Annotated in this window: 11 protein-coding genes and 1 tRNA gene; 6 read left to right on the plus strand and 6 right to left on the minus strand. The window is 63.7% G+C overall.

Features of this window, described 5'->3' with window-relative positions:
- Window positions 1-22: 22 nt before the first annotated feature.
- The 4 genes from NOF53_RS09915 to NOF53_RS09930 all read left to right on the plus strand — a co-directional run bounded on the left by NOF53_RS09915 (window position 23) and on the right by NOF53_RS09930 (window position 6,955).
- A complete protein-coding gene (locus tag NOF53_RS09915; RefSeq protein ID WP_255967793.1) occupies window positions 23-400 on the plus strand; it encodes an SseB family protein in 378 nt (125 codons plus the stop codon).
- On the plus strand, window positions 401-1,021 hold the full coding sequence (locus NOF53_RS09920) for a hypothetical protein (RefSeq protein ID WP_255967795.1): 621 nt from the start codon (window positions 401-403) through the stop codon (window positions 1,019-1,021). It abuts the gene before it with no gap.
- The gene (locus NOF53_RS27695) at window positions 1,018-3,006 is read left to right on the plus strand and encodes a TNT domain-containing protein (RefSeq protein WP_255967797.1); all 1,989 of its coding nucleotides are present in this window, start codon (window positions 1,018-1,020) and stop codon (window positions 3,004-3,006) included. The genes NOF53_RS09920 and NOF53_RS27695 overlap by 4 nt, the downstream gene beginning before the upstream one ends.
- Before the next feature lie 250 nt (window positions 3,007-3,256).
- Window positions 3,257-6,955 (plus strand): RHS repeat-associated core domain-containing protein, encoded by a 3,699-nt coding sequence (locus NOF53_RS09930; protein ID WP_255967799.1) that lies wholly within the window; start codon window positions 3,257-3,259, stop codon window positions 6,953-6,955.
- 1,173 nt (window positions 6,956-8,128) lie between these two features.
- Here the strand turns inward: NOF53_RS09930 and NOF53_RS09935 are convergent.
- Genes NOF53_RS09935 through NOF53_RS09945 form a run of 3 tightly spaced genes read right to left on the minus strand, consistent with a single transcriptional unit; the run spans window position 8,129 to window position 9,550 of the window.
- Complete coding sequence (locus tag NOF53_RS09935; protein ID WP_255967801.1) at window positions 8,129-8,737, minus strand: SRPBCC family protein; 609 nt, start codon at window positions 8,735-8,737, stop codon at window positions 8,129-8,131.
- Window positions 8,734-9,111, minus strand: coding sequence for an ArsR/SmtB family transcription factor (locus NOF53_RS09940; protein WP_255967802.1), 378 nt, complete (start codon window positions 9,109-9,111; stop codon window positions 8,734-8,736). The genes NOF53_RS09935 and NOF53_RS09940 overlap by 4 nt, the downstream gene beginning before the upstream one ends.
- Window positions 9,112-9,154: 43 nt before the next feature.
- A complete protein-coding gene (locus NOF53_RS09945; protein WP_255967803.1) occupies window positions 9,155-9,550 on the minus strand; it encodes an SRPBCC family protein in 396 nt (131 codons plus the stop codon).
- Window positions 9,551-9,668: 118 nt separating this feature from the next.
- On the opposite strand from NOF53_RS09945, the gene NOF53_RS09950 reads away from it, so the two are divergent.
- Window positions 9,669-10,070, plus strand: a complete 402-nt coding sequence (locus NOF53_RS09950) for a VOC family protein (RefSeq protein ID WP_255967804.1) — start codon at window positions 9,669-9,671, stop codon at window positions 10,068-10,070.
- On the opposite strand, the gene NOF53_RS09955 is transcribed toward NOF53_RS09950, so the two are convergent.
- The 3 genes from NOF53_RS09955 to NOF53_RS09965 form a co-directional block, all read right to left on the minus strand.
- A complete protein-coding gene (locus NOF53_RS09955; RefSeq protein WP_255967805.1) occupies window positions 10,057-10,740 on the minus strand; it encodes a helix-turn-helix domain-containing protein in 684 nt (227 codons plus the stop codon). The genes NOF53_RS09950 and NOF53_RS09955 overlap by 14 nt on opposite strands.
- 33 nt (window positions 10,741-10,773) lie before the next feature.
- Entirely contained in the window at window positions 10,774-11,271 is a 498-nt protein-coding gene (locus NOF53_RS09960; protein ID WP_255967806.1) for a DUF6292 family protein, read from the minus strand.
- A 179-nt stretch (window positions 11,272-11,450) separates the two neighbouring features.
- Window positions 11,451-11,536: transfer RNA gene (locus NOF53_RS09965), tRNA-Leu, on the minus strand.
- Window positions 11,537-11,795: 259 nt separating this feature from the next.
- Between NOF53_RS09965 and NOF53_RS09970 the strand changes: the two genes are divergently transcribed.
- Window positions 11,796-13,082: an FhaA domain-containing protein gene (locus NOF53_RS09970; RefSeq protein ID WP_255967807.1), complete on the plus strand. Its 1,287-nt coding sequence runs from the start codon at window positions 11,796-11,798 to the stop codon at window positions 13,080-13,082.
- Window positions 13,083-13,191 lie beyond the last annotated feature (109 nt).

Below are 13,191 nucleotides of genomic sequence, written 5' to 3' on the forward strand. Positions count from 1 at the left end.
CAATTCGACATCCGGGGGGATCATGGGGGAATCGGTCGGCAACTGCAGCGCGCTGCTCGCCGAAATAGACGCGTTCCGGCAAGGGTTCGGGCATCCGGCGAGATTGTCCGTAGCACTTCGCTCGGCGACGGTGCTCATCCCGATCACCGAAGACGACCGAGTGCTCATCAGCACATTCGGTGGCCTCGACTGGTTCTGCGCGTTCACCAGCGAGCAGGAGTATGCCCGGTACGTGCTCGTGCGCGACGAACACGCAGGGCCCTGTCGTTTCCACACAGTGTTCGGATGGCGTCTGATGGACATTCTCATCCCAGCCCTGGACAGGCCGACCGGAATCGTGATCGACGTCGCCGGAGTCGTCCCGATGGCATTTCCGCCCTCGCTCGACGAGGCCGCGTAAATGGGGGAACATCTCGAGGTCGATCCCGCAGTGCTCGCCGCGGCCGCGCAGGGAATCAATGCGATCACCGGGTCGCTGTCCGGATTGGGCATCGGCGAGACTGCAGCCGTCGGGCGGGGATTCTCCCTTCTCGCCCTGTCACCCATGGAGGCTGGGAAGCAGGAAGTCCAATCGAGCCTGGAAGAGTTCGCGCAGCGGTGGTCCTGGGGTGTGCGCTACCTCGTTCAGGCGGCCAACGAGATCGCCCGGACCCTCGACCTGGCTGCAGGCCGCTACCATGCCACCGAACAGGCCTACTCGGACGCGCTGAAAACGATGTGGACCAACACCGTCGGCAATCCCCACCTCAGTGGTGACGAGATCGACGATCGGACGTGGGGCGAGACGCTCGCCGACAACCCGGTCAACCAAACCCTCAACCCCGATTACAGTCTCGAGTCGTTCGCGGCGGCCGATCAGACCATCGCCACCAACAACCAGGTGTTATCCGCCGTAGGCCCGCAGGCGCTGGCTAATGTCTCCCCGCTGGGAGACATGCTGGACTCGGAATCGACTGCCGGCTGGAACACGGACGGCGCCGAGCAGGCCGCCGCGATCATGTCGGCGGGCGGGCCGTCGTGAGTTGGCTCAGCGATACCTGGGAAGACGCGAAGGGCATGGTCGACGACGTCGGGGACGCGGCGGAGGAAACCATCGAAAGCACCGTCGAAAATGTCGGGCAGACACTGGATTCGGGACTCGACGCCGCAGCTGGGCTCGCAGACAGGGTGGGCGCCGGCGGCTTGTCCGATGCTCTCACCGATCTCGGTGACGAGATCGCCAGTGCGACCGGTGGAGCTGTCGACGAACTGGACCTGGGGCAGACGGAAGAGCCGAAGGAACTGATCCGCGGCGAACCGTCAGCGATCACCGAGGCCACCAACACGCTCACCGATTTGGCGACCAGCATCGGATCGACCGGTGACGCCCTCCGCACCGTCGATGCTGCCGACTGGACGGGCAGTGCGGCAGACGGATTCAACGAAGTCTTCGACAAGCAACCGGGACTGTGGCACGACGCCGCCGATGCGATGACCGCGGCCGCGCAGACGTTGACGTCGTGGAGTCACACCGTGGAGGCGGCCCAGGCCCGCGCAACCGACGCAGTGGCGAAGTGGAAGCAAGCCGAGGCGGAGGAACGGGCGAAGAAGACGGCGTTCAACGCACTCAGCGGAGACGAACAGGCCGCGAGCCCCCTCGTCGACACATGGACCGCGTTGCGCGAAGAAGCCCGCGATATTCTTCGGGGCGCGCGAGCCGAACGCGACGGGGTCGCCGGTCAAGTCTCCGGCGCACTCGATGCGGCCACCTCGTCGGCACCCGCCGCACCATCCTTCACGGAGCGGTGGATGCACAACGCTACCGACGCCATCGACGGTACGCATCTCGCCGTCGCGAACTTCTACTCCGGACTCGGGACCGGGCTCACCGGGATCGTCCAGTTCGTACGACAGGTCAACCCGTACGAGACCTACAACATGACGCATCCGGCCGAGTATCAAGCGAGCATGTCCAACCTCGCCACCGGGCTCGTGGTCGCAGCGGCCGACCCCGGCGCGATGGTGTCCGGGGTGGTCAGCGACATCCGGAAGAACCCCTTCGAGTTCGCCGGAAGCCTCACCGGCGACGCCCTCCTCACCGCCGCGACCGGAGGCGCCGGCGCCGGAGTCGCCGGCGCCCGCACGGCAGTGCGTCTCGTCGACGAAGCCGGAGACTTCGGCAGCGGCGCGCGGCTACTCGACGACGTCGCGGACGTCGGCCACATCCCCAAGCCCGACACCCCTCACGTCGACTCGCCGACTCAGCACGCAGATACGCATCCGACGAGTGCAGAAACCCACTTACCGGAGTTCCGCGACACCGACCGCTCGGACACCGGCTCCCCATCAAGTCCGGACCCCCAGCCCGGGACACAAGGCGACGATTCGCCTATTCATGGCAACGACTCTGAACAGGCTTCCGAAGTCCAACGGGACGTCGACGGCAGCCCGGATCCCTACGAAAGAGGCATCCGGTATCTCGACGAAGAAGCAATTGGGTATGTCGACGAAGACGGCGAAACAGTACAAACAAGGTATCTCGAACATCCCGCTCGAGACCTTATTGACGACGCCAGAATCGACACAAACGTCCTCAGTCCCGACGACACGCTGCCTGGTCTGAGTTCGGACTCTCCCGAAGTAGTAGCCCTCAGCCGTGAATTCCTCGAACGCGGTGAAGTAGACCCCGAGGATTTGAAATGGCCCGACAGCAAGCAGTACCCCGACGGGTTCTCAAGCCCAACCGATCGCCATCCTGCAGTACTCGAGCCTGGCGCTCGCATCGATCGATTCGGCGACCCCAACGGCCGGTTCGTCTCCCCAGAAGGTGTTCCATATCACGAACGCGCACTTCCACCTTCGAACTTGGAACGCGGATACCACAGATACGAGGTTTTGAGGGAGATCCCCGTATGGGTAGGACAGGCAGCACCAGCCCAAGGTATGCCCGGAGGTGGACTGCAGTATCTTTCGTCGCACACAGTCGAAGAGTTGATATCCGGCGGATATTTACGGGAAGTGGGTTAATAATGAGAATGTCAGTGGCACTTATGACAAGTTATCTTACGTCTCTCGGGTTCAGCGAGCGCGACTACGCAATCGGCCGCGATGAAGAAGACAAGATCTGCCTAGTCCAAGAGGACGATCGATGGATCGTGTTCTTTTCCGAGCGGGGTTCGCGGTGGGACGACGTCAGCTTCGATTCCGAAAAAGTAGCCTGCACATATCTTCTGGGCCTGTTCACTCAGAGGTATATCGAACGGAATCCCCGTCAGTAATGGCGAGCAGCGGTGGGGACCACAGCGCGCATTTCGCCGCTGATCGACTGATACCGCTCGCCCTCGCGTCCGGTTATGCAGCCCAATCGAGTCGCGTGCAACAAGATCAGGCCGTTGCCGACCTTGGAGCGTATGCGTCTGCGCAAGAGTCGGGCGTTCGCGCAGATCGTACAGGTCGTCAAACTTGTTCCGGTCGCGACCCCGTCGACGTCGCGACGGGTGAGTTCCTCCTCCCCGAGGTCGATCTCACCCTTCCGGGTGTATTGCCGTTGGTAATCGGTCGTCGACATCGCTCCGGATACCGGTTCGGACGGTGGTTCGGCCCGAGCTGGTCCTCCACCGTGGACATGCGTGTGGTGATCGAAGAGGCCGGGGTCACGCTGCTGGCCGAAGACGGCGTGATGCTCGCCTACCCACATCCGGAGGTGGGCACCCCAGTGATGCCGGAGTCGGGGCAGCGCTGGCCGTTGTCGCGGACCGAAACCGGTGGCTACCAGGTTCACGATCCCGACCGCGGACTCACCTGGCATTTCGCACCCAAGCCGGAACTGGACGCTCTCGACTCCGCGCTGGGCAACATCGCAATCAGTGCAATCACCGACCGCCACCGCAATCGCATCCTCTTCCGTTACGACACTTCCGGTGCTCCGGTCGAGGTCTCGCACTCGGGTGGTTACCGGGTTCTCGTGGAGACACGGGCCGGGCGGATCGTGTCGTTGTCAGTCGCCGACGGCGATACCGCGACCGCGGTCCGCGACTTCGAGTACGCCGCAGGAGAACTGACCGCGATCGTCCGACTCGGCGGTGGATCGACCCGTTACACCTACGACGCGGAAGGTCGCATGCTGTCGTGGCTCGACGGCAACGGCAACCGCATGGTGAATACCTACGACGCGGAGGGGCGGGTCGTCCGGCAGAACGGCACGGCCGGTGTCCTCGACTCCACGTTCGACTACCGCACCAACCCCGGCTCGCCCGGCTCGGTCACCGTCGTCACCGACTCCACCGGTGCGGCCACCGTCCACGGCTTCGACTCCGACCTCCGGTTGCGCGATCTGGTCGACGCCGCCGGCCTCCGCACGCACACCGATTACAACGCACGTCGTGAACCGTTGCGGGTGGTCGGGCCCGACGGTGCGACGACCAGCTACCGCTACACCGCGGACGGAGACGTAGCTCGGATCACGCGGCCGGACGGGCGGGCTGTCGCTCTCGACTACGCCGGCCCCCGGCGGCCGACATCGATTCGGCAGCCGGAGGGGACGATTACCCGCCAAGAATGGGATGAGGACGGGAACCTTGTCGCTGTCGTCGACCCCGCGGGGGCACGCACCGAGTACACGTACGACTCCGCGGGCAGCGTGCGTGCGATCACCGATCCGGGAGGTGCGCGCACTTTCATCGAATGCGATTCTGCAGGTTTACCCGTCGCTGTCACCGACCCTCTCGGCGCAGTCACCCGCATCGTCCGAGACTGTTTCGGCCGCCCTGTCGCAGTCACCGATCCCGCCGGACAGAGCACGCATTACCGATGGTCGGCGGATGGTCAGCTCGTCGAACGCACCCACTCCGACGGCACGCGTGAAGCGTGGGCATACGACGGCGAGGGCAATCTCCTCGTCCACACAGACGCCCTGGGTGCCGCCACCCGGTACGAGTACGGAGCCTTCGATCTCCTCGCATCCCGCACCGATCCCGACGGCAGCACCACCACCTACGGTTGGGACACCGAACGAAGACTTACTTCGGTCACCAATTCGTTGGGCGCTACGTGGACGTACCGATACGACGCGGCGGGCAGGCTCAGCGCTGAGACCGATTTCATCGGTGCCACAACCACTTACACCTATGACGGCGTTGGTCGCGTTGCCACGGTCACCCCGGCAACCGGCATCCCTCGACGACACACCTACGACATCCTCGGTCGCGTCACCGATGTCCGTGCCGACTCCGGCGAGTATCTCCACTACAAGCACGACCTCGCAGGTCGAGTCGTCGCGGCCTCCACCGGGACCGGTGACGGAATGGTCCATTCACTGGAGTTCGCGTACTCGCCGACTGGGCAACTGCTCAATGAGACGCTCGATCGCGGCGCGGAACTGAGTTTCGACTACGACGCGGTCGGTCGCCGGACCAGACAGCGCACCCCGACCGGCAGTGGCACGGTTTGGCAATGGGATCCCGCAGGCCGGCTGCTGGGTCTCACCACCGACGGTCACCATCTGTCCTTCACGCACGACTCCATCGGGCAACTCACCACTTGGCGTGTCGGTGAGGTCGCGGTCAACCGCGATCACACCGCACGCGGCCAGATCGCCGCGCAGGACGTGATAGCCCATCCGGTCTCCACGCTCAACTTGGGTGTGGATCCCACGCCGAAGGTCGAGCCGAAAACTCTCAGACGCGACAGCTACGCGTACCGCCCGGATGGGTATCTGGCCGACCACACCACCGCACGGAGCGCGTCCGACACCGTCCGGCGCAGCTTCGATCTCGACCTGGTGGGGCGGATCACTGCCGTCCTGCAGGACGGTCACCCCACCGAGCGGTATGCCTACGACCGGCTCGGCAACATCACCGATTCCGGCACGGACCGTCGCGAGTATTTCGGGAACCTTCTGATCCGAGACGGTCGCACTCGGTTCCACTATGACGCCGCGGGTCGTTTGATCCGGAAGTCCACCACCCGACTGTCCCGCCCTGCGGACACCTGGCACTACCGCTACAACGCCTTCGACCAACTCACCGACGTCACCACCCCGGACGGCATCCGGTGGCGGTACACCTACGACGCGCTCAGCCGCCGCACCACCAAGCAACGAATCAACAACGACGGCAACGTCACCGAACACACCCGCTACACCTGGGACGGAACGCACCTACTCGAACAAACCACCGGCGACACCACCACCCGCTGGAACTACCAACACGGCAGCTACGCACCGATCACACAGTCGGTGAGCAGGGACGCCACCGATCCCCCAGATGCAGCGTCCGCCGACCAGCATGCGATCGACACCGAGTTCTACGCGATCATCACCGACCTCGTCGGCACACCCGTCGAACTTGTCGACCCCCGCACCGCCGACGGCGTCGCCCACTCCACCACCGACCTCTGGGGAAACACCACCTGGCACGGTGCCACCCACACGCCACTCCGCTTCCCCGGCCAGTACCACGACCCCGAAACCGGCCTCCACTACAACCTGCACCGGTACTACAACCCCGAAACCGCCCGTTACCTCACCCAGGACCCACTCGGACTCGCGCCCTCACCCAACCCGAACACCTACCCCCACAACCCCACCGGATGGACCGATCCGTTGGGGTTGGTGCCGACGGCGTGTGAGGAAGTCAGTCCTTCGCCCTCAGCCCACAACGCGGCCGATGCAGTGCGTCTACACAATGATCTGACACACCGTCAGATGTCGAGCTTGAGCGCAGCCGACGGGACACTGCACCCCGAGACAGCAAGACGCGCAGACGAGTTGATACCCGGACAGGACATCAACAATCCCAGATTCCGCGAGGCGGTTCTGCAGCGGGGAGAGTCGGTGACCGATTGGGGTAAATTCTCAACCGAGCATTTCCGAGTCGGACGCTGGAGTGGTGAAACACATTTCTACATGAACAGGAATACTGCAGAAATTATGTATGAGCTCGACTACAAGACAAAGTTGGTGTACCGGGGACCATGATTGTTTCACTAAAGAGTGACGCAGCGAATATTGATCGAGGAATGCGCACATCCCTTCCGATACTCAGTGATGGCGTTTCCCACGTATTGGAAATATATCTCAACAAGAACGGGGAAACGTCCTACCGAATCATAGATGCCAACGGCCGGGCATCTATCTGGCCGTCGTCCATGTTCGAGACGAATGACAACTCCACTCCCGACGCGTGGAGGCTTTACGAGCGCCCTGACAACTCGCTACTGCTAACGTATCCCGATTTTGCTGGCGCCGGATTCTGGGAACGATATTTTGATGACGACCGCGAAGCTGTCGCGACGTTCGAATCAATCGTGGCTAAGGCCCGGAATGTGGGTTCGATCGAAGTTGGAGACTGAGCTTCCCGCGTAGCGTATCCATCGCGGCCATCGGCCAATTTGCTTTGTCCAGAGTCCGGTCTGATCTACCGACTGGGAGCCGTTGCGGCTCGATGCTTGCTGCAGGAATGCGCGTTCGCGGGTGTCCGCCACTGTGCTTCAAGCTCAATCGTCGGCACGTTGCTCGAGCTCAGAACGGCACTGCAGCTCGATATAGGAAATACCGCACTCGTCGTGATTGGAAGAGTTTCAGGCGATTCACCGCTCTCCTCGATCTGCATTTCGAGAAGTGGGAAAATGGGCTTCCTTCTTTTGAAGGAACTGTGTTCCCTTCAGTCGCGTCAAAAGCCCAAAATGGAGTTCGATCAGGAATGAAGACTGATCAGCAACACATTTCAGTCAGCGACCCACCCATAACTCCCGTTCGTTTGTCTCGGGCAGTTCCGGTGGCGAACGGGGAAGCAAAGTCCGAGAGGATCCACGTTCCAATCGGCCCGACTCCCACCCAGCGATCTCACAGTTGCGCAGTAGATCGCCGCTTGCGCGCGAGATTACCCTGCAAAGAACTGATCCGTCTGCAAACAGCCACTTGCGGGGGCGCCACCCCACAACGAAGAGTAGTCGGCCCCACGCCCGCGTTGCAGTATGCGGTGAACACCATGCCCGACTCATTCTCGAGCCTGGAACACCCACCTGACGGAACACCCACGCAACAGATGCACACGTATTCGCCATTTGCGCACGAAAATGCCTGTGCAACGAACTAATTCGTGTGCAAACAACCACCTGGTGAGTTGCCCCGCAGCCCCGCGCCCCCGTATCACCCGTTGTCGGTGCCGCCCGCGTGCTGTGCCTCGACTTTTGCCCATTCCCTGCCGCGGAAGTTGGCGAGGCGCAACTCTTCGGCTTCGTCGAAGGTGTACCACTCGGTGCTGGGGCGGTCCGGCAGAACACCTCGCAGGTACTCCCCGAGGTAGTGCAGTGGACCTTCCCAACCCGTTCCGACGCCGTAGCAGCCGGTATCCGGGTCGTTACGGAACACGTCGGCGATCGAAGCGTGCTCCAACTCCAGCCAAGTGGCGTCCGGGCCATCGGGAGTCAGCCGGACCTCGACCTGGTCGCTGTAACCACGGTCGTCGGGCGGTGTCCACTGCAGCCGGAGCAGATGCGGGGGGTCGCAGACCAGGATCTTCCCACTGGCTTGCCCCTGCAGCGCATAGGAACCGCCTTCGCGCAGGTCGCCACTGACGGGGAGGAAGAAGCGGTTGACACGGTCCGGGGTGGTGACGGCATCCCACACATCATTGACCGGCGCTTCGTAACGGCGCTTCAGCACTGCCGTTCGCGCTGAACCCTCGGCGATTTCTCGGTTGCCCATCGTCCGCTGCACTGCCGTCAGGCTGGTGTCCTGGCTGGCGATCTCGTTCACTGTCGGTCTCCTTCATTCGATGAGTCGGGATGTGACGATCGGCTCGGTTGGCGGTCCCGACGGTTCCCGCGAGCGAGTTCGGTGGCCAAAGCGTCGAGCGGCCCGCTCCAGAACCGCCGGAAGCCTTCGAGCCATTGATCCACTTCCTGCAGCGGCGCCGGCTCGACCGCGTAGAGACGCCTGGTGCCTTCGCGCCGGACCGTGGCGAACCCGTTCTCCCGAAGCACCCGCAGGTGTCCGGACACCGTCGGCTGCGAAATCCCGAATTCTGCTGCCGCGACTTCGGTCACCTGACCGGCCGAGCGCTCTCCTTCTGAAAGGAGTTCCAGAATCCGCCGCCGGACGGGGTCGCCGAGAACGTCAAACGCGTGCACCTGTTCTTTATATCGGTTACTGCCAATATAGGCAAGGACCGATTTACGCCTCGAGCAACCCCTTCAACCGCTGCAGGTCGGCGGTGACGGCCGAGGCGTCGGCGGTGAACTCGTCGGCGCCCATGCCGTCTCGTCGCCGGAGGGTGAAGACGACTTCGCTGTGTTCGCCGTCGGGGATGACGCGAACCGGGTTGTAGACGGTGTCACCGCCCGGGAGGGTGACGTTGTGGTCGAGCACTCCGAAGTCATTGGTCGGCGCGAAAGCGACGGATACTTGCCCCATCGGCGAATCGGCAACCCAGTGATCACCTTCACGAGTAATGGTGCTGCTCAACCCAGCGGCCCAGGCAGGGAGGTTGGCGGGGTCGCTCGCATAGGCGTAGACGTCGGCGGCGGTGCGGGAAATGAACACACTGACATGGGTCGATTCGCAGGTCATACCTCCCAGCATCCCTGTGCGCCGCCCGACGTGATTGAAGGAATCGGACCCGGGCGCGTCGGCGAAGATGTCTGAAACCTTCTATTCCACCGACGTCTTCCGAAGCTACCTTTGCGACATGACGAATCCCTCCTTCTCCGCCATCGAACTGGCAGTCCACGACCTCGCCGCGTCGTTGGCGTTCTACCGCCGCCTCGGCCTCGACATCCCCGCCGAGTCCGACGAGGCGCCGCACGTCGAGTTCGAATTTCCGGGCGGTATCCGACTGTTGTGGGACACCATCGAGACGATCCGATCGTTCGCGCCGGACTGGTCGAAACCCGAAGGTGGGCATCGGGTATCACTCGGATTCGACTGCGGCGGCCCGAAGGACGTGGACAAGGTATTCGATGAACTGACCGATGCCGGGTACCGCGGCCGCCATACGCCGTGGGACGCGCCGTGGGGTCAGCGTTACGCCACGATCGACGACCCGGACGGTAATCCCGTCGACCTGTTCGCCCCACTCACGACGACATGACGAGTCGGCCGAAGGGGCGGCCGGTCAACTCGTGGGACTCGCGGATGAGGTGGGCTTGATCGGCGAAACCGGCCAAGCTTGCCGCCTCCGCGGCTGACACCGAACCCGCCAACTCCATCGCCCACTGCAGCCTGAGAATGCGCGCAAGCACCTTCGGTCCGTACCCGAACTCGCGACGACACAGCCGGTGCAGCTGGCGTTCGCTGACACCGACACGGTCCGCCACCTCCCTTATCGGGCACTGACGCGCGAGCAAGTTCACGATCACCGGGATTCTGCCGTCCGACCTCGAAGCGAACCGACGGCGGGCGGCAGCGAACTCCTCGAGTTGTGTGGCCGGGTCGGGGTGATCGGCGATCGCGGACAGGAGCCGCGCGGTGTCGTCGTTCCCCAGCAGGTCTGCGAGGGGCACCCGCGCGTTCGCCAGCTCGTCCGCCGGCGTCCCTAACAGGCGTGGCAGAGTGCCGGGCGAAAATCTCATTCCCACCAGCCGATCACCAGGGCGAGTGCGTGCGATGTATGCCCGAGAATCCGGACCCGCCACGACCACATCACCGTCCATCCAGATGAGGTCCATGCAACCGTCGGGAAGGACTGCGCCGTCGCCTTCCACCGCGGTCTTCTCCCACACCACGGCGCCGGCGAAGGCGGAACTCCGCTCCGAGTACATACGCTCATGCTAGGTAAGTGGGTACGACTCGGACTACCTGCCGAAGCCTCCCCGCACGACTCTCGGTTCAGGCTGCACCCCGTGGTGAAGCTCCTCGAGCGCTCGCAGACGGATATCACCGACCACGGGGCCGGCGGACGCTCCGGGCACCCAGTCGCCCAGATCCGCAACCGCTTCGACAACCCGGTCTGCACATCGGGTGGGCTCGGGTGCCCGTCCGATCCCGAGGCCCTCGATGATCACCACGTTCCCGCCCGTGAGGCCGTGAACACCGACTGACCACCCGAAGTGGCGGTTCCAGGCGAGAACGACCTTCCGGCCCCGGTAGCAGGGAATTTCCGAGGACAGCGTGAGGACCGCGTCGAAGGCGGGGCCCTGCCACCACTCGACCGTGTCCGCTTCCACCGTCGCAGCAACGGACCGGATGTACTCGACAACATTGTCGGCACCGGCAGGCCGGAGCGCTCCGTTCATGATTCGACCCCCACCTTCGACGAATCCGGCGGCGTAGTGGCCGGCGGATTCGTGCATCTGCGCCTTCAGTTACCCGCTGCACTGCTGAGCGGGGTCGGAACCCGCCAGCGGGTTCGTCTCATCAGGTATTCGGCGCCGAACAGGCTGCGGACGGGATCGACTTCACATCGGAAACGACAAGAGCCACGAACTCGTCCGAGTTCGTGGCTCTTGTTGTCGCGGTTCGAAAACCGCTGTGGTGGGCGAAGGGGGACTTGAACCCCCACGTCCCGAAGGACACTGGCACCTGAAGCCAGCGCGTCTGCCATTCCGCCACTCGCCCGAGCGACTGGAGAACATTATCACGGGGCCGTCGAAAATCGCGATTCGTACTGGTCAAGCCCGGAAATCCCCACAAAAACACTCGTCCGGACAAAGACCGATATCATGCTAGTGCGTAGACCCGTGCGGTGACTCGACACAATGACAGTACCGTGGGATATACGCATGGAAGTGTCGCGACACGGACCTGGTCACGGCACAACCGACACCGCGTCGAACAGGTCGCAGGCCGACGAGCGAGACACCGTAGGGAGGTTCCGATGGGGATAGTGCAACGCTTCGAGCGGAAGCTCCAGGGCGCAGTGGGTGACGCGTTCGCTCGGGTCTTCGGCGGTGGCGTGGTGCCGCAGGAAGTGGAAGCGGCACTCCAGCAGGAGGCCGCCGATCGCATCCAGGAGTTGGAGGGTGGCCATCTGCTCGCTCCCAACAGCTACGTCATTGCCATCAACAACTCGGACCACGAAGAGCTTGCCGCCGACAGAGACCTGACGGTCAAAGCCTTCTCCCGTCACCTCGAAGACTTCATTCGCGACCAGGGCTGGCAGACGTATGGTCCCATTCATGTCGCGTTCGAACCATCGCCTTCACTGCACACCGGGCAGTTCCGCACCCGGGGTTCGGTGGATCCGGATGCAGGTCGCCCAGGAGCGACCCCACCGGGGCGACCCGAACCGCCGCGCGGTCCCGCACCGCGACCACAGGCACCGTTTGTACCCGTCACGTCGAACCCAGGAGCTGGCCCCATGACGCAGAACTCAGGCTACGACCCCAGCCGCGAACCAGCGGGCAACCGTAAGCCCGACCCGCAGTACGCGCGCAACGGTCACGCCCATGCGGGCCAGGATCAGGGATATCCGCCTGGCTACCAGAACGGTTACGACCGGGGCGGCTACCCGCAGGGCGGATACGACCAGCAGCAGCCTTACCCCGAGGCGCCGCGTGGCGGCTACCCGCAGGAGCAGGCCTACGGTCAGGCTTACGAGCAGGCACCGCAGGCGCCCGGGTACGAGCAGCCCGCCGACGAGGGCTACGACTACCGCGAGGCCGGTTACGCCCAGGACTACCAGGGTGGCTACGACCAGGCCGCTCCCGCGCGCTACCCGGACGGCACCTACGCCGAAGCCGGCTACCAGCAACCGCAGGGTTACGACCGCGGCGGGTACCAGCAGGGCGGGTACGACCAGCAGGCCTACGACCAGGGCTACTCGGACTACGACCAGGGCGGCTACAACCAGCAGGCCTACCCACCCGAGGGGCACACGTACACCGCGACGCTGCAGCTCGAAGACGGTAGTGGACGCCACTTCCAGCTGCGCGAAGGCAACAACATCATCGGTCGCGGCCAGGAGGCGCAGTTCCGCCTGCCCGACACCGGAGTGTCCCGTCGCCACATCGACATCCGCTGGGACGGCCAGGTCGCAATGCTGTCCGACCTGGGGTCCACCAACGGGACCACAGTCAACGGTGCTCCTGTCCAGGATTGGCAGCTCGCCGACGGCGACATCATCCGGGCGGGGCACTCGGAGATCCTGGTTCGAATCCTCTGAGGCGAAGCCGACCGGACTTCCCGAGGCGAAGTCGACCGACTGCCCTGAGACGAAGCCGACACAACTTATCCGGACCGCTTGCCGATACCCTTCCGAGACGGGTTCGATA

Source organism: Rhodococcus tibetensis (genome assembly GCF_024438035.1).
GTDB lineage: Bacteria > Actinomycetota > Actinomycetes > Mycobacteriales > Mycobacteriaceae > Rhodococcus_F > Rhodococcus_F tibetensis.